Consider the following 23,368-nt stretch of genomic DNA (forward strand, 5'->3'; position numbering starts at 1 on the left):
TAAAATAAGCTATATTATACGGTCCCGCCAGTAACGGGATGAAGCTCTTTTCCAACCAGGAGATCATCATGTCCAATCACGAACAAGAAATGCTTGAGGTTTCGTTCGACGACAACACCTACCAGCTCGAATGCGCGCTCGCCGATACCGGCGCGGACGAACGCTACGCCGCGTCGTCGCCCGAAACCGCCGTCGCCCGCTCTGAAGCTGAGGTCATCGTCACCAAGGCGCTCAACAGACTCACGCCTCGGGAACAGAGCATCATCGTCAAGCGCTTCTGGGGCGACCTGGACCAGCGCGAGATCTCCAAGATCTACGGCATGACGTACGCAAACATCGACAAGATCGAAGCCCAGGCGTTCGACAAACTCCGTCAGCATCTTTCGAGAGACCTCTTCTGAGACCAACGCGGTCGAGCCTAGCTCGGCCGCGTTTCATTTTATCTTCGCCGCTCCGTCTCCCCAGGACTCCCCAACTCCCGCGCTTCATGTTAACGTAAATTTGCTATGCGCTTCGACCTTCTCACCATCTTCCCCTCGATGTTCGAGAGCTACTTCTCGGAGTCGATCATCAAACGCGCCGTCGAGCGCGGCCTTTTGGATATCCGGGCGCACGACCTGCGCCAGTGGTCCGAGGACAAACACCGCAAAGTCGACGACCGACCGTTCGGTGGCGGACCAGGCATGGTCATGGCGGTCGGCCCTTTCTTCAAAGCGTTGAGGGCTTTAAGAGTTGGGAAGTCAGGGAGAGACGGAGATACGAAGAAACGGAACAAGATGCGCGTCGTCCTGTTGTCCGCCAAGGGCAAAAAATTCACCCACAAAGAAGCCGTCCGGCTCGCCAAATACAAGCAGCTTATTCTGCTCTGCGGCCGCTATGAAGGCGTGGACGAACGTGTCGCGTCCGAACTGGCCGACGAGGAAATTTCGATCGGTGACTACGTGCTCACCGGCGGCGAACTGCCAGCCATGGTCGTAGTCGACGCGGTAGCCCGCCAAGTCCCCGGCGTCTTGGGCAAAGCCGAATCCCTAGTGCAAGAATCCCACGCCGAAGAAGGCGTCACCGAATATCCGCAATACACCCGGCCGGAAATTTTCTCCCCGAAAAAAGGCGTGAACTGGAAAGTTCCCAAGATATTGCTCTCCGGCGACCATAAGAAGATCGCCGCGTGGCGTACCGCGAAAAGCCGCGCCAAAAAATGACCGTAAACATGAAAAAGGCGCATCTGCGCCTTTTTTTGCTGAAATCAGCCAGGAAGCCCGGCCGACTTGCCAAGACGCCGACGGCTAAGTAGGATGCGGCCAGAAGCAGTTCCTTGCCAAAACAAAGGAGCGAATCATGACGGACCGCGCCGTTCGAATCGACCTTGCCACTGACGCCATCGTGAACATCGACCTCCAGCCGACTTTCATGCCCGGCGGCGGACTGCCGGTTGCCGGCGGCGACGAGATCATCCCGCTCGTCCAACGCCTCAACCTGCTGTTCCCGCCCAGACAGCGCTACGCGACCCTCGACAAGCATCCGCGAGGCCACATCTCGCTCGCCAGTTCGTACAAAGGCCTGGCTCCATATTCCCAGCTCACAGCCGCCGAGGTCGCGAGCTGGACGGCAGCCGATAATCGGTTCGCCGCCGGCGCCCACTTCCGTCTCCCCGATCTGCAGAGCTATCTGGCTCAGGTCAAAACCCAGACGCTCTGGCCGGACCACGGCCTCATCGGCACGCCTGAGTCCGAACTGCATCCCGACCTGGTCCGCCGCGACTACCGGTTCGTCCTGATCAAAGGGACCAACCCGAGGTGCGACTCCTACTCCGGCCTGCGCGATAATCTGCGGCATCCGACCGGACTGGGCGAGCTGCTGCACGTGGACGGAGTGAAGCGTATTTTCCTCACCGGCCTGGCCCTCGACTTCTGCGTCGGCTTCACCGCTCTCGACGCCCGGGACTACGGCTTCGAGGTCTTCGTCATCGAGGACGCCACGCGCGCGGTCGCGCTGCCGGGCACCGTCGAGGCCATGAGAGCGGCTTTTCTCAAAGCCGGCGTCCGGCTCATCCAGTCGGAAGACCTCATCGCTTTCTGACCACCGCTCCATCTCTACCAGGACGGACCCTTGCCGGGACCGTCCTTTTTCTTCGACCGCTTTTCTTTTCTTTACTCGCTGCCCGCGGCCGAGTAACATTCAGATTGAACTGGATCTTATGAATAAAAAAATCGCCATCTTCGGCGGCAGCTTCAATCCCGCCGGCCGCCACCACCGCGCCGTCGCGGAAGCGCTCAGCCAGCACTTCGACGAGATCATCGTCGTGCCTTGCGGCCCGCGCCCGGACAAACCGATCGTGGTGGACATCGAACCAGTCCATCGCGCGGTCATGGCCGACCTGGCTTTCCGCGGCCTGCCGAAGGTCCGCGTGGAACTTTTCGATCTGGAACTCGACACTTATACGCGCACCATTGACCTGGACCGGATGTTCAGCCGCGAAGGCGAGATCTGGCATGTGGTCGGCACGGACCTCGTCAAAGGCGGCCGCGCCAAAAATTCCGAGATCCACCACTGGGAACGCGGCCCGGAACTTTGGGACAACGCCAATTTTGCCGTCATCCAGCGCGCCGGCTACGACATCGACCCGGCCGACCTGCCGCCGCACAGCCAGCTCTTCCGTTCCGAACACTCCAGTTCCAGCTCCGAGATCCGCGAACGGACCTTCAAGCGCCAGCCCATCTCCGATCTGGTCACGCCCGAGGTCGAGAGCTACATCAACCGCTACAACCTGTACCGCGGCACGACGCCGCAGCGTTCGGTCAGCCTGAAGCTCGACCCGCGCGCGCTCATCGTCGCCGACGACCGCAATCCGGTGGCGGTCGAACTCGCGACCTCCCTCCAGCGCCTCGAAGACGCGGCAAATCCCAACTGCATCATCGTGATCGGCGGCGACGGCACCATGATCCGCGCCATCCGCCGACACTGGCGCTTGCGGCTCCCGTTCATCGGACTGAACGCCGGCCACCGCGGTCACCTGCTGAACGACCTCGACAAGAACGGCGTCCCCGACGTCCTGGAATCGGAGAAACACGTCCACCAGCTGCCGCTCCTCTACTCCGAGGTCTTCGACGCGGACGGTGCGCTCGCCGACAGCAGCTACGCCGTGAACGACACCTGGGTCGAACGCGCGAGCGGCCAAGCGGCCTGGATCCAGGTCAAAGTGAACAACGAGATCAAGATCCCGAAACTCGTCGCTGATGGCGCGCTCGTCGCCACGGCTTCCGGCTCGACAGCCTACGCCAAAGCCATGGGCGGCAAGCCGCTGCTCGTCGGCGCGCAGGAGATCACACTCGTCGGCTCGAACGTGACCGCGCCTTTCGGTTTCAAATCCGCCTCGCTGCCGCTCGACGCCGCGGTCGAATTCGAATCCCTGAATCCGCAGAAACGTCCGATCCGCGCCTTCGTCGACGGCCTGGAAAAAGGCGTCGTCTCCCGGGTGAAGACCCGCGTCAGCCGCATCGCTGCGGTCGAAGTGGCTTTCTCCCCCAAACGCGACATGGCCGCCAAATTGGCCGATTTCTTCTTCACCTCGGCCAGCTGACGACGATAGCCGGCCGGCAGCGCTTGACAAAAGCGCTGATTTTTATTTAATTTAAGCCGTTCTTTGACAACGCATCCGCACCAGCATAGGAGGCCGCGATGATCATCAAATCGCTACTCGATCTCGACTACTACAAACTGACCATGGCCCAGGTGGCCTGGCGGCATTTCTTTCATCGCGTTCCGGTGACCTACAGTTTCACCAACCGGACCCAAAAAGTCCGCTTGGCGGACCACATCGCCGAAGCCGACCTGCGGCGCGAACTCGACGCCGCGCGCGAACTGCGGTTCACGCCCAAAGAGCTCGGCTATCTCTCCAGACTCGGACCTTTCCAGCCGGACTTCCTCCAATTCCTGCGTACGTTCACATTGCCGCCCTACGACCTCGCGTTAACGGACGGGCAATTCCGGATCGAGGTTTCCGGACCCTGGCACGAGGCCATCTTCTGGGAGACACTGATCCTCTCGATCGTGAACGAGCTGTACTACGCCAGCCTGACCACCGGTCCTGACGCGACGAGCGGTCGCAGTCGGCTGTGCCTCGCGCATCTTGAAGGATGGCGTCGACTGGACGAAAAGATCCGGCGTCTCGAACAGCATCCGGACATCCGTTTCATCGAGTTCGGCACGCGCCGCCGCTTCAGCCGCGCCTGGCAGGAAATGGCCGCGGTCAAACTCGCCACGCGCATCCCGCAGCAGATGATCGGCACCTCGAACGTGGACCTGGCCCGCCGTCTCGGCCTCCAGCCGATCGGCACCTTCGCCCACGAGATGTTCATGGTCTTCTCCGGCATCTACCGCGGCGCGGGATACTCCGGCTTCTTCGCGGATGAAGACGAGGCCATCCGCTCGTCGCACAATGCCGTCCTGCAATGCTGGTGGCGCAACTACGGCGAGGCGCTCTCGATCGCGCTGACCGACACGTTCGGCACCGGTTTCTTCTTCCGCGATTTCACTCCCGAACAGGCAGCCAAGTGGCGCGGCCTGCGGCAGGACTCCGGCGACCCCTTCGTCTTCGGTGAAACCGCGATCGAGTTCTATCGGAACCTGGGGATCGACCCCCGGACCAAGACGATCGTCTTCAGCGACGGACTGGATCTCGATCTGATCGAGTCGCTGCAAGCGGTCTTCGGCAGCCGCATCAAGACCGCCTTCGGTTGGGGTACGAACCTCACGAACGATTGCGGCCCCGATCCACTCTCGCTCGTGGTCAAAGTGACTGGCGTGAACGGCTACCCGACCGTGAAACTCTCGGACAACCTCGCCAAGGCGATGGGGCCATCCGACGAAGTCGAACATTTCAAACGGATCTTCGGTTACGAAGGCGGCACCAACGAAGAATGTCGCTACTGACATCTTCTCTCCCGACCCACCAGAGGCGCGCACCCCGCGCCTCTTTTTTTTACTCCGCCACGTCGCTCGCAAACGAAGTGACGGAGTCAGGGAGATACGGAGACGGAGTTTGGGAGAGTGCAGGAGTGGAGGAGTCGGGGAGACCCGACGCAAACTCCCGCACTTCAGCACTCCCGCACTTCAGCACTCCCGCACTTCAGCACTCCCGCACTTCAGCACTCCCGCACTTCCGCCCCTAATGCCGCCAAAAAATTTATCACCAGTTAATCCCCACAACCACCTTGCATATCCCTTGACATGTTTCGCCTCTTACCCTATACTCCTCCCAGAGCATTCGAACCCCTCAAAAAGAGGTCAACGAAGCGCTCTCTTTATTTCTGCCACGCAGGCCCTTGACGCATATCGCGACTTGGCCTAAAATGCGCAGCACCGGTCAAGAGAGACCGGACAGAGAACTTTGACAATCTGAACGAGATAGCAAACTCGTCGCGAATAGCGACGGGTGAGGAACCTAACGTCTATTTAGTTGAGTTTTCGGGAACCGTAAGGTTACGGAAGCTATGGAAGGCATAGTACCTGCCAGGTCTATGATCTTCTTCTGAGAGTTTGATCCTGGCTCAGGATGAACGCTGGCGGCGTGACTAAGGCATGCAAGTCGAACGGTCAAGTTGATTCCGCAAGGATTTGGCTTGATAGTGGCAAACGGGTGAGTAACACATTGGTAACCTACCTCAAAGTTCAGCACAACCCCGCGAAAGCGGGGCTAATACTGGATGTGGTCTTCCCCTTCAAGGGGGACGAATAAAGCCCAAAAGGCGCTTTGAGAGGGGCCTATGTCTTATCAGCTAGTTGGTGAGGTAAAAGCTCACCAAGGCTATGACGAGTAGCGGGTGTGAGAGCACGACCCGCCTCACTGGGACTGAGACACTGCCCAGACACCTACGGGTGGCTGCAGTCATGAATATTCCACAATGGGGGAAACCCTGATGGAGCGACGCCGCGTGCAGGATGAAGGGCTTTGGCTCGTAAACTGCTTTTCCAAGGGACGAAGCTTCGGCTGACGGTACTTTGGGAATAAGAGGTTGCTAACTCTGTGCCAGCAGCAGCGGTAATACAGAGACCTCAAGCGTTATCCGGATTTATTGGGCGTAAAGCGTCCGCAGGTGGCACGTTAAGTCTTCCGTCAAATCTTCAGGCTCAACCTGGGGGCTGCGGGAGAAACTGGCGAGCTCGAGGGTGGGAGAGGTAAGCGGAATTGCCGGTGTAGTAGTAAAATGCGTTAATATCGGCAAGAACACCAAAGGCGAAGGCAGCTTACTGGAACACTCCTGACACTAAGGGACGAAAGCATGGGGAGCGAAGCGGATTAGATACCCGCGTAGTCCATGCCCTAAACTATGAGTGCTGGATATTGGGAGTATCGACCCTCCCAGTGTCGTCAAAAAAAGCTAACGCGATAAGCACTCCGCCTGGGGAGTACGGCCGCAAGGCTAAAACTCAAAGGAATAGACGGGGACCCGCACAAGCGGTGGAACATGTGGTTTAATTCGACGGTAAGCGAGGAACCTCACCAAGGCTTGACATGCAACTGCTAACCCTATGAAAGTAGGGCTCCTTCGAGGGTGTTGCACAGGTGCTGCATGGTTGTCGTCAGCTCGTGCCGTGAGGTGTACCCTTAAGTGGGGTAACGAGCGCAACCCTCGTGTCGTGTTGTTTTTCACGACAGACTGCCTGGGATAACCAGGAGGAAGGTGGGGATGACGTCAAATCAGCATGGCTCTTACGCCTTGGGCGACACACGTGTTACAATGGACGGTACAATGGGCCGCCAAACCGTAAGGTGGAGCAAATCCCATCAAAACCGTTCTCAGTTCGGATTGAGGTCTGCAACTCGACCTCATGAAGCTGGAATCGCTAGTAAACGCGCATCAGCCACGGCGCGTTGAATACGTTCTCGGGTCTTGTACTCACCGCCCGTCACGTCAAGAGAGTTGGTAATACCCGAAGATATGCGATCGCATGTCGAAGGTAGGGCCAGCGATAGGGACGAAGTCGTAACAAGGCATCCCTAGCGGAAGCTGGGGATGGATCACCTCCTTTCTAGGGAGACACTTCGTCGAGGAGAGCATATGCCTCCTTGACGACAGAACATCGCGTTGTACAAACGCGGTGCTCCTAGGTCGTTCGCTTGGCAAGTTTACTTGCTGGGCGCCAATCTCAGACGTTAGATTCCTCTGCTATCTCGTTCAGATCGCCAAAGCGAAAAAGTCCCGTCATGCGGGGCTTTTTTCGTTCCCGCAACCTGTCCTCCGTAGCCCGTAGGCGAAGGAGGAAAGCGGTGATCCATGATCGTACACCCGACCGCGAGGCGGGATTTCAGCACAACGACAGCGGCTCGGCGACAATAAAAAACCTCCGCAGGCGCGGAGGCTCAAGACTACTTGTAGTTCACGGTGATGAGGCGGGAGTCGGACAAACGATCCTTGAGCCGCACGGTGCAGCCAGAATCCCGAAGCCAATAGGCCACGGCCTGGACAATCGCATCCGACGGACATCGGCCAAGAACGGACAGGTACAACCTGGCGTCGCGGCGGCCGTAGCGGGTGGCGCTCACGCACAGGGCATAAAGCGCGTCGTACCAGAGCAGGATCGCCTGATCGAGGCGGCTGATCTTTTTGCGTCTGATGCTGGTCTTCCTGATCTCGAGTCTGAAGCCTGGCATCCGAGACGCCATCTGATCGCGGTTCAACTCGGCGAGCAGGCCCAGCAGAACGGTCAGGGATTTCTTCTCCGCCTGCTCAAACAACATATCCATCAATTCGAGATCTTCTATCCTAAAAGTCTCGACAGGTCTTTTGTCGGCCATCTGAACCTCCTTATTTCCAAAGATCTGCCGCCATCTCAACACGGACCAGGCCGACAGTCAAGCGCGCTGACCGATAAAAAAGCCGTCCCTGACAAGAGACGGCGGCGGTTTCAGCGTCCGATGGCGACGCCGATGCGATAATGGCTGCGTTCGATGTTCTCTTCATACCGGGCGTTGAAACCTTCCTGCCGCAGACGGGCAGCCGCCGCGGCATAAGCCTTCTTGGTGAGCGACAGGTCGCCGGCATCGGAACGGACGATGACCTCGTGACAGATCCGGCCGTGCCAGCTCCGCCACCCCGAACCGCCAGGAAAACTTTTCAAGAGGTTATCGACCCGGCGCTGAAGTTCAGACCTGGGCATGGCCGCACCCCTTATTGATCGCGGCCCGGGGATACCGAGCGGCGAGAAAGATGCGGCCGGCTTCGAACGAGGGTGTCGACAGACCCGACAGGCGCTCGAGTCCGATCTCGAAACCACTGCCGTCAGCGAGCCTTTGGATGACCGGACAAGCGATCTGATCGGCCGCGGCGTCGGCGGCACTCGCGGCGCTGATCGTGGCGAGCGTGCCCGTGGCCATCAACCGATCCGGCAAGTCGTCCGCGTGCTCGGCGGCGAAAGCGACGAGCTGCGTCAGACTCGCGGGAACGAGTTCTTTGGCTAGCAGCATCTTCTCCACGTCGTGAAAACTCGTCTCCAGGTCGAAACGCAGCAACTTGAGACGCACGACCGATCCGGATTCCGAACCGGCCGCCATCGTCCATGATCCGCTGGCCAAAAGCTCGGCGGAACACCTGAGTTCCGGGGTAAGCAGCGATTCGAGGGCCAGGCCATCGATAGCTCTTACGGAATACTGCCGCAGACGCTCGCACACCCGGCTCCAGTCGGCCATCGCGGATGTTTCGTTTGGCGGCTGGATCGGCACGAACTCCTTCAGACACTGTTCCAGCCGGCCATCCATGACCGCGCGGATCAGGTGAAAATTGTCATGCAGCCGTCGGATCTGCTCGACGTTCGCGATGCCCAGCATCTGGCTAAAACGCTGCGAAACCCTCTCGATCAGGGCCCAATCGACGTTGGTCATGGGTAAAACTCCTCGCTTTCGTGACGTCAGCTATAAAAGAACGCCCGCTCAAACTAGCAGTATTCAGCCTAAAAGTCAAGGTGGCGGACGGCTGAAATAAGGTCGACCCCGCCTTGCCAAACTCCGGACTTCTTGCTATATTTTTCCCGCATCGTTAAGATGTTTTTGCGTTATTTTGGGCGTATAGCTTCCCCTTTCGCCCCTCGGGAGGCTGCGGAGGTAGGCAGTTGATCAGAGCGCCGCACTGACCCAGTACAGAATCGGCAGTTCATTATAATCTCTCTGGTGGGCGTTCTCATGGGCGTATAGCTCAGTTGGTTAGAGCGTCACACTGATAATGTGAAGGTCGATGGTTCGAATCCATCTACGCCCACCAGAGAGATTAAAATGTTTGCCGATTATTGCGAGGCAAGCGCGGAAACCGCAGGTTGGCAAGCCGCCTGTTCAAAGGCTTACGCGACCATAATTTCTCGAGAGCGTGTCGGTCCAAAATTATGCCCATCACTGAACTGGACGTTGTGATTCGTCTGGTCGTCATCACGGCCATTTCCGGATTCATCGGCCTGGAACGCGAGTATCACGCCAAGCCGGCCGGACTCCGCACCAACATCATGGTGGGTCTTGGTTCGACCGTCATGACAATTGCCGGCCTCAGAGCCGTTGATCTGTTCGTCAACGCTCCCGTCGACCCGACCCGTATCGCCGGCCAGGTCATCACTGGCATCGGCTTCATCGGCGCTGGAGCGATCCTCCGACCGTCCGGCCGCGGTGTCAGCAATGTCGTCGGCCTCACGACCGCCGCGACCTTGTGGGTGGTGAGTGGACTAGGCATTGCTGTGGGTATGGGTCTGTATTTAGAAGCCCTGCTCGCAACCCTCCTGGTTTTCTTCACTTTCTTCGTCCTGGGCAGAATGGTCACTTACATCCGCCGGCATTCCAAGAACTACCCGACGGACATCAAGGCTCACGAAGAGGCGGATGAAAAGACGAACCATGACAATGAGGATCCATCAGGACGGGAATCATGAGACAGCGGAAGTAAATCGGTTTTCCGTGACGCCGAGGTAGCTCAGTGGTAGAGCAGAGGACTGAAAATCCTCGTGTCGCCAGTTCAATCCTGGCCCTCGGCACCACGGAAAGCCGATTTTTTGATAAGATGACGTCATCGGGGCGTGGCCTAATGGCTAAGGCACTTGCTTTGGGAGCAAGGGATTGAGAGTTCGAGTCTCTCCGCCCCGACCAAATTTCATATGAATATCGGTTTCATCTACGCGGGTGTAGCTCAATGGTAGAGCTCCAGGTTTCCAACCTGGCCACGTGGGTTCGATTCCCATCACCCGCTCCACTGAAAACGCTCCGCCACAGGCGGAGCTTTTTCAATACCAAACGGGTGATGGGAATCGAAGGGTATCCGAGGACGTGCCTAGTATGGCACGTCCGAGGAACCGGGGTGCGGCGCAAGCTGGCGTCGCGCCGCACGGGCGGGACGCACCCGCCCAGGGTTTCGCGAGTGATTCCGATTAAATACGAGCGAAACCGAAGGAGGCGGCGCACATGAGAACTTTTCCAGCGCCGCCGGGTGAGCCGGATTCCCATCACCCGCTCCACAAAAAATCCTCACCCGGTGTGAGGATTTTTTGTAGCTCAATGGTAAGCCCGCTTGATACACCAAGGAAAAGTTATGCGTGCTTGCGGCGAGAAGTGGCGGCCTTAGCCGCGCATCCGTAATGGTCCGGCTGCGCCGGACCGACGTCGTAGAGCTCCAGGTTTCCAACCTGGCCACGTGGGGTACGCCGCGAGCCGGCGCAGCGACGCACGGGCGGCAAGGGCCGCCCAGGGTCAACCGAATCATTTCCGATCCTAGACGAGGTCGACGATTCCCATCACCCGCTCAGTAAATAGAAATGAAAGATCCTCACCTAGCATGAGGATTTTTTGTATAAGAATTATAAAAGCGGCCCCTCCATGGAGGGGCCGCGTTGCGGTCTGATAAAGATCCGGACTCACTTGCTGCCAGGAGACAGCAGAACGGGACGGTGCTTGCGGTACAATCCGGGCTTGTTGAACTCATCCACGCGAAACATGAGTTCGTCACCGGGTTCGACTTCTCCGCCTTCGATGGCGTTGGCGAGCGGCAGCGCGACATGCTTGTTCACGATCTGCTGCAGTTCGCGCAAGCCGTACTCGCGGCTCACGCCTTCGTCGAGCAGGAACTCCTTGTAGCCGTCGCTGAAGCGGAGCTGCACCGGAACATTATTCGCCGCGACGCCGGTGAGCTTATCCTGCTCCTTCTTGAGCATGAGTTCGAGCACCCTGGCACTCTGTTCTCGATCGAGCGACCGGAAGACGATGATGTTGGTCCGGATGCGGCCGACGAACTCCGCGGGGAAGAACTTGTAGATGAGCTTCGACGTCTCCGTGTAGATGGCGGCATCGATCTCATCGGCATTGTCCTTTTCCGATCTCGTCGGCGGACGCAGACCGATCGTCTTGTCGTTTCCCGACAAGAGCTCGTTCGAACGCTGGCCGCCGATGTTGCAGGTCAGCATGATGACCGAACTCGAGAAGTCGGTGATGTCGCCGTTCGCTAGCGAAAGGCGACCGCCGTCGATGATGCGCAAAAGCGCGTTGTGCACCGTCCGGTGGGCTTTCTCGATCTCGTCGAACAATACCACGGACAAGTAGGGCTTGTTCCGCTGGTAGAATTCCGCGAGGAGACGCTCCATCTTCTTCGCATCCAAGTCCGGATCGACGCCATTCAGATTGGCGCGCACATGCTCGCGCCACTTCATCCAGAAATGAAAATCATCGATCTTCATCTGAGCCAGCTTGGGCGTGCCGTCGAAACCGACGTAACCCGGAGGCGAACCGATGAGTTCGGCGAGCTGATGATGCTCGGTGAACGTGGTGCAGTCGATGAACGTGAGCGGCGCATCCGCCTGATCGGCGATGAGCGCACGAGCCAATTCCTGGGCCATGAGCGTCTTGCCGACGCCGGTGGGACCAGCGAAGATGACCGCGTTGATCGGCTTCACCTGATCCTTGAGGCCGGCATGATAGATGGCAAAACTGCGGGCCAGACGTTCAGCCGCGCGATCCTGGCCGATGACTCGGCTCGTCAGGAAGTCGTAGATCCGCTTCGTCTTGGGACCGAAAGCGTCCGACGAGACGTGCTCGGTGAACAGGCTTTCATCATGAGCGAGCAGAGGTTTGGTGGACATGATCTGCCTCCCTAGCTGACGGTTGCGAAATCCGGACACCGGATCCGATTTTATATGTCAACGAACACATTTATCCGCTGGCCTCATCTAAACAAAAAGGAGCAGAAAGGTCAATATCCGCTCGGACAACGATTTTTTGGCCCAACCCTGCGAAAATATCACTTGCGATAGCCAATCAAACTAGGCCGCCGGCAAGGACCGATCCGCGCTTTCATGCCGACGCCACGGATCAACTTTCACCCGACTGGCTGGATCAACGGTATCTTTCTATTGCCCGCGAATACCAGCGCACCATCTCTCTTCATGGCTATCAGATTCTGCCAGGCCAGCCAGGCAATCACCGCCAGCAGAAGACCACTCGCGAACTTGTAGGTCCAGGCGAAAGGATCCAGACCGAACAGGATCGGAAATTGCAGATAGGCTGTCAGGCCCAACAAGACCAGCGCGACCGTTTCCCGCTTATCAGAGACTAGGACAGCGAGCGGTATGAACCACACGACCCACTGCGGCGAAACAAAACGGTTGAAAAGCATGAACGGCAGCAGCAGGAACAGACAGGCGCGGATGAAAGCCTTCGCGTCAGCGATCCGACCGAAGACCAGCAGAAAAATGAAAGGAATGAACTGCAACAAGGAGAATATTCCGGCCAGGATGACCGCGAACCAAACGGAACCGCCGCCGAGGAAACTGGCCGCCCACAAGCTGATGTCGCCGAGCGAACCGATCTCAAAAGTCCGTCCCAGGTGGAACAGGATCGGCGACAGGAAAGCGTCCGGACCAGCCCAGATCAGGATGCCGCCGAGGAGGACGACCGGCGCCGCCGCTGCCGCCACCAGGACGCGGCGGCGGCCAGGCTCCGAACTGGACCCGGCCGCGCTCTGCGCCGCCAGCATGAGCAGCGGCAAAAGAAAGAAAGCTGGATAAAATTTGACCAGACCGCCCAGGATCAGCCAGAGAGCCGCTAGGACGCGACGACCCCTGATCACTTCATGCGCCGCCGCGGCGACGAGCACCGCCGGCAGGATATCGAAACGCCAGACTGAAAAATAGATGACCCCGGGGAGAAAAAACAACCACAAGTATTTAAGCGGCCGTCCGAGCGAAATGAGGATCTTCCCCGTGAGCCAGACCAGCAAGCCGAACAGAATACTCGTCAACAGAGCGAAAATATCCTGATAGATGAAAGGGTTGGAAGTGAACAGCCGCGGCAAGGCCAGGAATAAGACGCCGGCCGGCGGATATTCCTGCGGCGACGCCGCGCTGTACGGACGGCCGCCGTCAGCCAGCCATTGGCCGCGTTCGAAATAAACTCGCATCTCCTGCTCGTCCCGCAAGAGCCGCAGACCGGAATCAAAAAATTCGCCATCGGAAAAAAGCGCCGGCGGAAGCAGTAGTCCGACCAGGGAAAAAACGAGGGCGAACAAAAAAGCCGCCGCGCCCCAATAACGAAGCTGAGCGGCGAGCGCGGCGCGATCATTCATCATAGACGCGAGATCTTGGCCGCCAACCGACTGGTGTTCGCGAGCGTGATAGCAAGCGCAAGCGCGTCGGCGGCGTCGTCGGGCTTCGGTATTTCCTTGAGGCCGAGCAGGGCTTTGACCATGGCCTGGACCTGTTTCTTGCCGGCCGCGCCGTAACCGCTCACGGCGTCCTTGACCTCGCCGGGCGAGAACTCGCGGCACGGTATACCGCGCTCTTCGATGCAGAGCCTGATGACGCCGCGCGCTTCGGCGACGGCGATCGCGGTCTTCACATTCTTGGAAAAGAAAAGTTTTTCGATGCCGACCTCGGCCGGGCGATATTTATCCAGGAGCGCGCCGCAGTTCTCGTGCAGCCGCCGCAGCCGCTCGCCGCCCGGCATCCCGGCCGGCGTCTTCAGGCTGCCGTAAGCCAGACAACGCGGTCGGCCGGCCGACTGTTCGATCACGCCGAAACCGGCATCAGCGATGCCTGGATCGATCCCGATGAGCGTCACAGACTCGGCCGAGACCGGCATATCAGATGTCGACGTTATAATAGATATTGTTCACGTCCTCGTCGTCGTCCAAAGCTTCGAACAAGCCTTCCAGTTTGGCTTGCGCTTCGGGATCAGCCACAGCCAGCATCTCTTTGGGCAGCCATTCCAGGCCGGCGCCGACGACCTTCAGTCCGAGTTTGTCCGCCGCCTCGCGCAATCCATTCAAAGCCTCGACCGGACCAGTGACGTCGAGCCCCTCGGCGTCGGCCGCGATATCCTCGGCTCCGGCGTCGATGAGCGCCAGCTCCTCGGCTTCGCCGAGCGGCTGAGCGCGCTCGATCCGCAAAACACTTTTCCGCACGAACATCCACAGCACCGATCCGGCGCTGCCGAGATTGCCGCCGTGGACCGACAGGATATGTTTGATGTTGGAGCTGGTGCGATTCCGGTTGCTGGTCAGAGCCTCGACCACGACCGCCGCGCCGCCCGGACCATAGCCTTCATAGGTGACCTCTTCGATATTCTCGCCCTCCGCGCCGCCGCTGCCGCGCTTGATGGCCCGTTCGATATTGTCTTTGGGCATGCTGCCGGCCTGCGCCAGTTCGATGGCGGTCCGCAGTTTGAAATTGAAATTCGGATCGCTCCCGCCCTCGCGGGCCGCGACCGTGATGACACGGGCGAGCTTGGTGAAAACCGCGGCCCGTTTGGAATCAGTGGTGCCTTTCTGATGTTTGACCTTGGCCCATTTGGAATGTTTGGACATATGAGAAGTTGGGGAGTTGGGAAGTGCTGGAGTGCGGGAGTCCTGAAGATTTGAAATCAAGCTTCAGCACTCCAGTACTTCAAAACTTCTGCACTTCAGAAAAAGTTGAGGAGTTGGGAAGTGCGGGAGTGCTGGAGTGACGAAGACATCTTGTCTACCCAACTCCCTCACTTCCGCACTCTCCAACTCCTAAAGAGTCTACCACTTGCCCTAAATTCGCTCAATATAGCCCCGATACAAGCCCGACAAAATGCTCTTTTTAAAGCAGCATCCGAAGACGGAGCCGCTTGGTAGCTCGGACTGGCTAAGAAGTTGGGAAGTGCAGGAGCACTCCAGCACTCCAGCACTCCAGCACTCCAGCACTCCGAAGTATAACCAAAACCCCGCCTGGTGAGGGCGGGGTTCGGCGGTTTTTCCAACCTTGATATTTTCTCTTCGGCTCAGGCGGCTGCGGGAGCGGGATCAATGGCGAGATCCTTCTTGCTCCGGTAACCGGTACCGGCCGGGATCATGCGGCCAATGATGACGTTCTCCTTCAGGCCCTCGAGCGGATCGATCTTGCCGGTGATGGCGGCATTGATGAGCACGCGCGCGGTCTCCTGGAAGGAAGCGGCCGAGAGGAAGCTCTGGGTCGAGAGCGCCACCTTGGTGATGCCGAGGAAGAGCTCGTCGAACGTGGCCAGCTTGCCCTTGCGTTCCGCGCAGGCGCGGTTCTCGTCGAGGAGCTGGGACTTTTCGATGATTTCGCCCGGCAAAAGGTCGGTGTCGCCGGCGTCCTTCACGAGCACGCGCGAGAACATCTGTTTGACGATGATCTCGATGTGCTTGTCATTGAGCTTTTGGCCCTGCGAAGTGTAAATGGCCTGGACGTCCTTGAGGATGTACTTCATGACGGCGTCCTTGCCGCGCAGGCGGTAGAGCTGGTGCAGATCCAGGTTGCCCTCGGTGAGCTGCTGGCCGGCTTCGACCGTGTCGCCGTTCTTCACATACAACACATAGCCCGGCGGGATGATGTACTCCTTGACCTTCTGAGTCTCGCGGACGACTTTCACGACGCGCTTCTCCAAGCGGACGGTGCCGGCGGCCTTGGCCACGATCTCGCGACCATCAACCTTGACGATGACGACCTGTCCGGCCTCAACGGACTCGCCGGCTTTGACGCTCGGCTTGTCCTGGGTGTTGTGCTTGTAAGTCTCGCCATCCTCTTCAGAATAACCCACGCGAACGATCTTGTGGCCGACGAACGGCGCCAGCAATTTCTGGCCCTCCGGACCCTCGATCATGCGGCGGTCGATATCCTCGACCGTCACTTTGCCGGCAACATCACTCATGAAAGCCTTGCGCTTCGGCGGCCGGGCTTCAAAAAGTTCCTCAACGCGCGGCAAACCTTGGGTGATATCGGCTCCGGCCACGCCGCCCGTATGGAACGTGCGCATGGTGAGCTGCGTGCCAGGTTCGCCGATGGACTGGGCAGCCATGATGCCGACCGCTACACCGATCTCGACTTCCTTGTTATAAGCCAGGTCCCAACCGTAGCACTTCTTACAAACGCCTTTCGAAAGCAAGCAGGTGAGCACCGAGCGGACGCGGATATTGTCGAGCGTGGCGTCAGCGAGCTTCACGGCGGCTTTCTCATCAACAAGTCCGCCAGCCTTGACCACGGTTTCGCCAGTCTTCGGATGTTTGAGGTCCTCGATGACAATACGTCCCAAAAGACGCGCAACGACCTTCTCGTTCATCTCTTCCGATTCCTTGGCGTTGATCATGATGCCTTCCTTGTCGCCGCAATCATCCTCCTTGATGACCACATCTTGAGAAACGTCGACGAGGCGGCGGGTCAGGTAGCCGGCGTTAGCGGTACGAAGCGCGGTATCGGACAAACCTTTGCGGGCGCCATGCGTAGAGATGAAGTATTCCAGGGCGTCGATGCCGTCCTTGAAGTTGCCTTTGACCGGCAGCTCGATGATGTCGCCGGCCGGATTGGCGACCGGACCTTTCATACCGATGATCTGCGTCAGCTGGCCCCAGGAACCGCGAGCGCCGGAATCGATCATCGAAGCGACGGAACCATGCTTAGGCAGCTTCTCCTTGGAGAGTTTCGTGACGCGATCCTTGATCTCGGTCCAAACCGCGACAATCTTGGAGTGTCGTTCGGACTGGGTCAGCAAACCTTCCTGATATTGTCCCTCGACCTCCTCGATGCGACGGTCGCCATCGGCGATCAATTCTTTCTTTTCAGGAATGAACGGCAGATCAGCCATGCCCCAGGAATAACCGGAGCGAGTGATGTAATGGAAACCGATCTCTTTCAAACCATCAAGCACCTCGACGGTCTTATCGCGACCATAGATCTCCAGGCACTTGCGAACGATCTCGGTCAATTTCTTGGCGTCGAGCTGGTCGTTCAAATAACCGTAATCAACGGGCAAAACGCGGTTAAAGAAGATGCGGCCGACGCTGGTTTCGATCGGTTTGGTATCCGGCGTGAGGCGGACCAGGATCTTCTCGCGCAGCTCGATCTTGCGCAGGCGGTAGGCCAGCACGGCTTCGGACGGATTGCCGAAAGCGCGCGGCGTCTCGCGGCCCTGCTGCGGCGCCAGAAGATTCGTCATGTAATGAATACCCCAAGCCACATCCTTGTCCGGACGCATGATCGGAGTGCCCGTGGCAGGCTTCAGCAGGTTCATGGTCGAGAGCATGCGGGTGCGGACCTCTTCCTTGGCTTCCTCGGTGAGCGGCACATGAACGGCCATCTGGTCGCCGTCGAAGTCGGCGTTGAAGGACGGACAGACCATCGGATGGACCTGGATGGCCTTACCCTCGATGAGCACCGGCTGGAAGGCCTGGATGCCGAGGCGATGCAGGGTCGGAGCGCGGTTCAGCATCACGAGCGAGTCCTTGGTGACCTCCTCGAGGATGTCCCAGACCTCGCTATGATCGGCTTCGATGAAGCGGTTGGCGCTGCGGATATTGTGGCAGAAGCCGCGCTCGATGAGCTTCGCGATGACGAACGGCTTGAAAAGCTCGCGGGCCATGCCTTTCGGAATGCCGCACTGGTAGAGATGGAGACTCGGGCCGACGACGATGACCGAGCGGCCGGAGTAGTCGATGCGCTTGCCGAGCAAGTTCTGGCGGAAGCGACCCTGCTTGCCCTTGAGAATGTCGGCGAGGGACTTCAGCTGGCGCTTCTTGCCGGTCGTGGCGAGCACGGTCTTGGACTGGCGCGCGGAGTTGTCGATGAGCGCGTCCACAGCCTCCTGCAGCATGCGCTTCTCGTTCCTGGTGATGACCTCCGGAGCGTTCAACTCCTGCAGTTTCTTCAGGCGGTTGTTGCGATTGATGACGCGGCGATAGAGATCGTTCAGATCGGACGCGGCAAAACGGCCGCCGTCCAAAGGCACCATCGGGCGCAGATCCGGCGGAATGACCGGAACGACCGTCATGATCATCCACTCGGGGCGGATGTTGTTGAGTTTCAGCGACCGGAACAGCTTCACGCGGCGCACCAGCTTGTCGTACTTGGCGCCCTGGGGCTCGTCGGCGATCTCGGCGTCCATCTGAGCGATTGACGCCTCGATGTCGATCCGGGTGAGCAATTTGCGGACGGCTTCGGCGCCGATGCTCGCCTCGAACAGGTGGCCGTACTTGAGCGACCACTCCTGATAGACGTTCTCCGGGATGATCTTCAATGGCTTCAGTTCCTTGAGTTCCTTGTCGACGTTGCGGAAATCCTCGTCGAGATCCTTGAGCTTCTGCGCTTTGGCCTCGAACGCCGCGGCCAGCTTCTTCTCCTTGTCGGTCGCATCCGTGTTCTTACTGGTCATCTCGACCAGGCGCTTGTACTCAGCCTCGATCTGCTTCTTCTTGGATTTGTATTCGGTGCGGATCTGCTCGACGAGCTCGGTCTTCAGGTCCTCGCGCACCTCGGTGACGATGAAGTTGGCGAAGTAGATGACCTTCTCCAGGTTCTGGACCGAGAGATCGAGCACCAGACCGATCTTCGACGGCACGCCGCGCAGGAACCAGATATGCGAGACCGGCGAAGCCAGCTCGATGTGGCCCATGCGCTCGCGGCGCACGAGCGAGTTCGTTACCTCGACGCCGCACTTGTCGCAGATGATGCCCTTGTAGCGGACCTTCTTATATTTGCCGCAGTAGCACTCCCAATCCTTGGACGGCCCGAAAATCTCTTCGGCGAAGAGGCCGCCTTTCTCCGGCTTCTGGGTGCGGTAATTGATGGTTTCGGGATTCAGGATCTCGCCATAGGACCACTTCTTGATGGTCTCAGGCGAAGCCAGGGTCAGACGCACGGCGTCGAAATCCTGGATCTTGGTCGTCTGGTCGGCGAGAGAATTCATGTTCATATGCGGGATGATCAAGGCAATGAATTAGATCTCGTCGGCCGCGGGCCGACTCTCTTCTTCGGGAGCGACAGCCAGGACCGGAGCTTCTTCCTTAAAAGCCTCTTCGACGCCGTCAGGTTCGACGAGCGACGTCTGCGGCCGTTCGCTGCCGGGCAGGTTGCCGCGCGACTTGCCGACCTCGTCAAGGTCCATGCGCTGCTTGCCCTTCAGGAGCTCGACGTCGAGGCCGAGGCCCTTGAGTTCGCGCACGAGGACATTGAAAGATTCCGGCACGTTGATCTTCTTGATCGGCTCGCCCTTGATGATCGACTCGTAGGCTTTGGAGCGGCCGGGCACGTCGTCGGACTTGATGGTCAGGATCTCCTGCAAGGTGTGCGCGGCGCCGTAAGCTTCGAGGGCCCAAACTTCCATTTCGCCGAAGCGCTGGCCGCCGAACTGCGCCTTGCCGCCGAGCGGCTGCTGGGTGATGAGCGAGTACGGGCCGATGGAGCGCTGATGGATCTTGTCCTCGACCATGTGGTTCAGCTTCATGACGTAGATGTAGCCAACCGTGCCCTTGTTATCGAACGCTTCGCCGGTGCGGCCGTCGTACAGCTGCATCTGGCCGTCCTCCGGGAAGCCGGCGCGTTTCAGTTCCTCGCGGATCTGGTTCTCGGTGATGCCGTTCAGGACCGGCGTGCAGGCGTGATAACCGAGCGAGTTCGCAGCGAGGCCGAGATGGGTCTCAAGAATCTGGCCCAAGTTCATGCGGGACACGACGCCGAGAGGCGACAGGATGATGTCGACCGAAGTGCCGTCTCCGAGGAACGGCATGTCCTCGACCGGAACGATCTTGGAGATGACGCCCTTGTTGCCATGGCGTCCGGCGACCTTGTCGCCGACCTGGATCTTGCGGAGATCGGCCACGGCCACCTGGACGGTCATGATGACGCCCGGGGGCAGCTTGTCGCCAGCCTCGCGCGAGAAGATCTTGATATCCACGACCTTGCCGTGTTCGCCATGTTCAAGATAGAGGGAGCTGTCGCGCACGTCGCGGGCTTTCTCGCCGAAGATAGCGCGGAGGAGTTTCTCTTCCGCGGACAGTTCCGTCTCGCCCTTCGGCGTGATCTTGCCGACGAGGATGTCGCCTGAGACGACCTCGGCGCCGATGCGCACGATGCCGTTCTCGTCGAGGTTCTTCAGTTTCTCCTCGCTGATGTTCGGGATGTCGGACGTGATAACCTCCGGCCCGAGCTTAGTCTCGCGCACGTCGATCAGGTAGTTCTCGATGTGGATGGAAGTATAGCGGTCATTCTGGACCAGGCGCTCATTCAAGATGACGGCGTCCTCGTAGTTGTAACCCTCCCAGGACAGGAAGGCGACGAGCAGGTTCTGACCGAGCGCAAGTTCGCCACGATCGACGGCGCTGCCGTCGGCGATGATGGTGCCGGCCGCGACCTTCTGGCCGCGCGACACGACGGGGCGCTGGTTGATGCAGGTGGAGGAATTGGAGCGGCTGAACTTGTTCAGGCGGTAATCGCGCTTCTCGCCGTTATCGCCCGTGATCTCGACATAATCAGACTGGACCGCGGTCACCTCGCCGTCGATATCAGAAACGACGACGTGGCCGGAATCGAAAGCCGCGCGGAATTCCTGGCCAGTGCCGACGATCGGCGCGTCCGCCTTGATGCAAGGGACCGCCTGGCGCTGCATGTTCGTCGCCATGAGGGCGCGGTTAGCGTCATCGTGTTCGAGGAACGGCACGAGCGAAGTGGCGACCGAGACGATCTGCTTCGAGGAGACGTCCATGTAGTCGAGATTGTCGACGATGTCGACGGACGGTTCGCCGAATTTGCGGACCGCGACCTTCTGTTCCAGGAAATAACCATCCTTGTCGATCGGAGTCGTGGCCGTGGTGGTGATGGATTTCTCTTCCGCGAAAGCGTTGAGATATTCGATCTCCTTGGTCACGCGGGTCTTGACCGGGATCGTATCGAGCGAAAACTTGGCCAGCTTAGCGGCGTCGTCCTTGGAGATCTCGGTGCCGGCGGCGATGATGGTCTTGCCGCTCTTCGGATCCTTGATGTCGCCGCGCGCGATCTCGCCGGCGGCTTTCTTGCCGTCGTTCTTGACCTCTTTCAACACGACGCGATAAGGCGTCTCGATGAAACCGTATTCGTTGACGCGCGCGTAGCTCGCAAGATGGCCGACGAGGCCGATGTTCGGACCTTCCGGCGTCGCGATCGGACAGATGCGGCCGTAGTGGGTCGGGTGTACGTCGCGGACGTCGAACCCGGCGCGCTCGCGGGAGAGGCCGCCGGGGCCCATCGCGGAGAGACGGCGCTTGTGTTCGAGCTCGGCGAGTGGATTCACCTGGTCCATGAACTGCGACAGCTGGGAAGACATGAAGAACTCGCGCACGACGCCGATGATCGGCCGCGCGTTCACGAGCTTCGACGGCGTGATCGTCGTGATGTCCATCGTGGACATGCGGTCCTTGATGATGCGCTCCATGCGGGAGAGACCGACGCGCAAGCGGTTCTGGACGAGCTCGCCCACGGCGCGGACGCGGCGGTTGCCGAGATGGTCCACGTCGTCCGGATCCTCCTGAGTGATGTTCAGGCGGATGACTTCCTTGACGATGGTCACGATGTCCTCTTTCTTGAGGATGCGGGTCTCCGGCTTCTCGATCTCCGCCTCGGTCTGTGTGAGGCCGAAACGCTGGGCGAACTTGTAGCGGCCGACCTTGCCCAGGTCATAGCGGTCAAAGTTGAAGAACATCGAGTAGATGAGGGACTTGGCGTTGTCGGCCGTAGCCAGATCGCCCGGGCGGATGCGCTTGTAAACCTCGCGCAGGCCCTCGTCCATATCCTTGGCGGAATCCTTGTCGATGGTGTTCTGGATGTATTTGATGGACGGATGTTTGTCGACGTCGGTGAACAATCCGAGAATCTCCTCGTCAGTGCTGTAACCGAAAGCGCGCAAGAGCGACGTGACGGCCACTTTGCGCTTGCGATCGATCTTGACCCAGATGACGTTCGAGTTGTCCGTCTCCATCTCGAGCCAGGCGCCGCGGTTCGGAATGATCTTGGCGCCGAAATACTTGCGGCCGCGGTTGTTCTCGGTGGTGAAGAAGACGCCGGCGGAGCGGACGAGCTGCGAGACGACCACGCGCTCGATGCCGTTGATGATGAAAGTGCCGCGGTCGGTCATGATCGGAAAATCACCCAGGTAGATCTCCTGTTCCTTGGTCTCCGCGGTGCGCTTGTTGATGAGCCGGGCTTTGACGCGCAGCGGCGCCTCAAAAGTGAGGTTCTTGGCCTTGGTCACGACCTCCTCGAATTTCGGCTCGTCCAAATAGTAATCCAAAAAGTACAGCTCCAGGTCGCGGCCGATGAAATCCTTGACCGGCGAGACCTCCTCGAACAATTCCCGAATACCCTCTTTGAAAAGCCAGTCGTATGATTTCTTCTGGATCTCGATGAGATCCGGTTGCGGCATGGCGTCCACGATGTTCGTGAACATCTTGCGCACCTCGCTCTTCGGCCTCTGGCGTTTGAAGATCATAGGCAGTGCGATGGGTTACCTGGCTAATTTTTTCGAAATAATGTTTAAGAACCTGAGTTTGGAAACCGGACGCGCCGGCGGATCCTGACTTCCATTTTCAGGGCCTCAAATTTTCGACGGCAGTAAAAAAACACCCCCCTGCCAATTCTTTGGGCTTGAAATTGACTTCACGACAGGGGCGTTTATTGTTTCCGCTGGATCACGATTTTTTGTTGGCGAACATGGACTGTTCGACCGCGAATTTATTGGCCAGATTGCGCGGAATTGCGCGCCGACCAACCCCCAAAAAGGGTAGCGGTGTTCCGAATGAAGATAGCAAAGTTATGGCAATCCGTCAAGGCCAAGAGGCATAATTTTGTCAACTTGACAGATCGACCTGATAATAAATTAGGCTAAAAATGAATAAAATAAAGGCTTTACATATATAAATATCTGGTCCTGATTTATCCACAAGCTGAGTTTTATTTTTCGCCTCCACGACCATCACTGGTCTTTTGTCCAGCCAGAGCGATTTTTGATGCGTTTCCGTAATTTTTTCCGGCAACGGCGAGCTCCGGACAGTGTCAACGACGATTGACAAGAACGCCAAAATATGGTCTACTCAGCAGTCATCTGTTCTTTACAAAAGGTGACGCA

At 58.7% G+C, this 23,368-nt stretch carries 15 protein-coding genes, 4 tRNA genes and 1 rRNA gene; 11 read left to right on the forward strand and 9 right to left on the reverse strand.

Going from position 1 to position 23,368, the window contains the following annotated elements; translation table 11 throughout:
• Positions 1-68: 68 nt before the first annotated feature.
• The 6 genes from WCT10_03305 (at position 69) to WCT10_03330 (ending at position 7,032) form a co-directional block, all read left to right on the forward strand.
• Positions 69-401, forward strand: a complete 333-nt coding sequence (locus tag WCT10_03305; GenBank protein MFA6603848.1) for a sigma-70 family RNA polymerase sigma factor — start codon at positions 69-71, stop codon at positions 399-401.
• A gap of 105 nt (positions 402-506) precedes the next feature.
• Entirely contained in the window at positions 507-1,202 is a 696-nt protein-coding gene (gene trmD / locus WCT10_03310) for a tRNA (guanosine(37)-N1)-methyltransferase TrmD (protein ID MFA6603849.1), read from the forward strand.
• Positions 1,203-1,338: 136 nt separating this feature from the next.
• On the forward strand, positions 1,339-2,079 hold the full coding sequence (locus WCT10_03315) for an isochorismatase family protein (protein ID MFA6603850.1): 741 nt from the start codon (positions 1,339-1,341) through the stop codon (positions 2,077-2,079).
• Between the two features lie 118 nt (positions 2,080-2,197).
• Positions 2,198-3,580, forward strand: a complete 1,383-nt coding sequence (locus WCT10_03320; GenBank protein ID MFA6603851.1) for an NAD(+)/NADH kinase — start codon at positions 2,198-2,200, stop codon at positions 3,578-3,580.
• Between the two features lie 98 nt (positions 3,581-3,678).
• Positions 3,679-4,932, forward strand: a complete 1,254-nt coding sequence (pncB, locus tag WCT10_03325) for a nicotinate phosphoribosyltransferase (protein ID MFA6603852.1) — start codon at positions 3,679-3,681, stop codon at positions 4,930-4,932.
• Positions 4,933-5,526: 594 nt separating this feature from the next.
• Positions 5,527-7,032: ribosomal RNA gene (locus WCT10_03330) — 16S ribosomal RNA — on the forward strand.
• A 337-nt stretch (positions 7,033-7,369) separates the two neighbouring features.
• Here WCT10_03330 and WCT10_03335 read toward each other — a convergent pair.
• The 3 genes from WCT10_03335 to WCT10_03345 all read right to left on the reverse strand — a co-directional run bounded on the left by WCT10_03335 (position 7,370) and on the right by WCT10_03345 (position 8,881).
• A complete protein-coding gene (locus WCT10_03335) occupies positions 7,370-7,798 on the reverse strand; it encodes a hypothetical protein (GenBank protein MFA6603853.1) in 429 nt (142 codons plus the stop codon).
• A gap of 110 nt (positions 7,799-7,908) precedes the next feature.
• Positions 7,909-8,160, reverse strand: coding sequence for a hypothetical protein (locus WCT10_03340; GenBank protein MFA6603854.1), 252 nt, complete (start codon positions 8,158-8,160; stop codon positions 7,909-7,911).
• Positions 8,147-8,881, reverse strand: a complete 735-nt coding sequence (locus WCT10_03345) for a hypothetical protein (GenBank protein MFA6603855.1) — start codon at positions 8,879-8,881, stop codon at positions 8,147-8,149. Before WCT10_03345 ends, WCT10_03340 begins: the two co-directional genes overlap by 14 nt.
• Positions 8,882-9,180: 299 nt before the next feature.
• Here WCT10_03345 and WCT10_03350 point away from each other — a divergent pair.
• From WCT10_03350 to WCT10_03370, 5 genes are all read left to right on the forward strand, one after another.
• Positions 9,181-9,257: transfer RNA gene (locus tag WCT10_03350), tRNA-Ile, on the forward strand.
• Between the two features lie 118 nt (positions 9,258-9,375).
• Complete coding sequence (locus WCT10_03355; protein MFA6603856.1) at positions 9,376-9,909, forward strand: MgtC/SapB family protein; 534 nt, start codon at positions 9,376-9,378, stop codon at positions 9,907-9,909.
• Positions 9,910-9,939: 30 nt separating this feature from the next.
• Positions 9,940-10,014 (forward strand) — tRNA-Phe (locus WCT10_03360).
• Positions 10,015-10,047: 33 nt separating this feature from the next.
• Positions 10,048-10,123, forward strand: a tRNA-Pro gene (locus WCT10_03365).
• Positions 10,124-10,152: 29 nt separating this feature from the next.
• A tRNA-Gly gene (locus WCT10_03370) sits at positions 10,153-10,226 on the forward strand.
• A gap of 658 nt (positions 10,227-10,884) precedes the next feature.
• Here the strand turns inward: WCT10_03370 and WCT10_03375 are convergent.
• From WCT10_03375 to WCT10_03400, 6 genes are all read right to left on the reverse strand, one after another.
• A complete protein-coding gene (locus WCT10_03375; protein ID MFA6603857.1) occupies positions 10,885-12,102 on the reverse strand; it encodes an AAA family ATPase in 1,218 nt (405 codons plus the stop codon).
• 236 nt (positions 12,103-12,338) lie between these two features.
• Positions 12,339-13,586, reverse strand: a complete 1,248-nt coding sequence (locus WCT10_03380) for a hypothetical protein (GenBank protein MFA6603858.1) — start codon at positions 13,584-13,586, stop codon at positions 12,339-12,341.
• Entirely contained in the window at positions 13,583-14,098 is a 516-nt protein-coding gene (ruvC, locus tag WCT10_03385) for a crossover junction endodeoxyribonuclease RuvC (protein MFA6603859.1), read from the reverse strand. The genes WCT10_03380 and ruvC overlap by 4 nt, the downstream gene beginning before the upstream one ends.
• Before the next feature lies 1 nt (position 14,099).
• Positions 14,100-14,822, reverse strand: a complete 723-nt coding sequence (locus WCT10_03390; protein MFA6603860.1) for a YebC/PmpR family DNA-binding transcriptional regulator — start codon at positions 14,820-14,822, stop codon at positions 14,100-14,102.
• A gap of 440 nt (positions 14,823-15,262) precedes the next feature.
• Positions 15,263-19,186, reverse strand: a complete 3,924-nt coding sequence (rpoC, locus tag WCT10_03395) for a DNA-directed RNA polymerase subunit beta' (GenBank protein MFA6603861.1) — start codon at positions 19,184-19,186, stop codon at positions 15,263-15,265.
• Between the two features lie 24 nt (positions 19,187-19,210).
• Complete coding sequence (locus tag WCT10_03400) at positions 19,211-22,732, reverse strand: DNA-directed RNA polymerase subunit beta (protein ID MFA6603862.1); 3,522 nt, start codon at positions 22,730-22,732, stop codon at positions 19,211-19,213.
• Positions 22,733-23,368 lie beyond the last annotated feature (636 nt).

The organism is Patescibacteria group bacterium (genome assembly GCA_041667185.1).
In the GTDB taxonomy this organism is placed as follows: Bacteria; Patescibacteriota; Patescibacteriia; order SG8-24; family SG8-24; genus JBAYFM01.

What these genes read in the sequence shown, in the direction of transcription:
- WCT10_03355 (MFA6603856.1), top strand. Translation starts at nt 9,376, where the DNA reads ATGCCCATCACTGAACTGGACGTTGTGATTCGTCTGGTCGTCATCACG.
- WCT10_03320 (MFA6603851.1), top strand. Translation starts at nt 2,198, where the DNA reads ATGAATAAAAAAATCGCCATCTTCGGCGGCAGCTTCAATCCCGCCGGC.
- WCT10_03315 (MFA6603850.1), top strand. Translation starts at nt 1,339, where the DNA reads ATGACGGACCGCGCCGTTCGAATCGACCTTGCCACTGACGCCATCGTG.
- ruvC (MFA6603859.1), bottom strand. Translation starts at nt 14,098, where the DNA reads ATGCCGGTCTCGGCCGAGTCTGTGACGCTCATCGGGATCGATCCAGGC.
- pncB (MFA6603852.1), top strand. Translation starts at nt 3,679, where the DNA reads ATGATCATCAAATCGCTACTCGATCTCGACTACTACAAACTGACCATG.
- WCT10_03340 (MFA6603854.1), bottom strand. Translation starts at nt 8,160, where the DNA reads ATGCCCAGGTCTGAACTTCAGCGCCGGGTCGATAACCTCTTGAAAAGT.
- trmD (MFA6603849.1), top strand. Translation starts at nt 507, where the DNA reads ATGCGCTTCGACCTTCTCACCATCTTCCCCTCGATGTTCGAGAGCTAC.
- WCT10_03345 (MFA6603855.1), bottom strand. Translation starts at nt 8,881, where the DNA reads ATGACCAACGTCGATTGGGCCCTGATCGAGAGGGTTTCGCAGCGTTTT.
- WCT10_03390 (MFA6603860.1), bottom strand. Translation starts at nt 14,822, where the DNA reads ATGTCCAAACATTCCAAATGGGCCAAGGTCAAACATCAGAAAGGCACC.
- WCT10_03335 (MFA6603853.1), bottom strand. Translation starts at nt 7,798, where the DNA reads ATGGCCGACAAAAGACCTGTCGAGACTTTTAGGATAGAAGATCTCGAA.
- rpoC (MFA6603861.1), bottom strand. Translation starts at nt 19,186, where the DNA reads ATGAACATGAATTCTCTCGCCGACCAGACGACCAAGATCCAGGATTTC.
- WCT10_03400 (MFA6603862.1), bottom strand. Translation starts at nt 22,732, where the DNA reads ATGATCTTCAAACGCCAGAGGCCGAAGAGCGAGGTGCGCAAGATGTTC.
- WCT10_03380 (MFA6603858.1), bottom strand. Translation starts at nt 13,586, where the DNA reads ATGATGAATGATCGCGCCGCGCTCGCCGCTCAGCTTCGTTATTGGGGC.
- WCT10_03375 (MFA6603857.1), bottom strand. Translation starts at nt 12,102, where the DNA reads ATGTCCACCAAACCTCTGCTCGCTCATGATGAAAGCCTGTTCACCGAG.
- WCT10_03305 (MFA6603848.1), top strand. Translation starts at nt 69, where the DNA reads ATGTCCAATCACGAACAAGAAATGCTTGAGGTTTCGTTCGACGACAAC.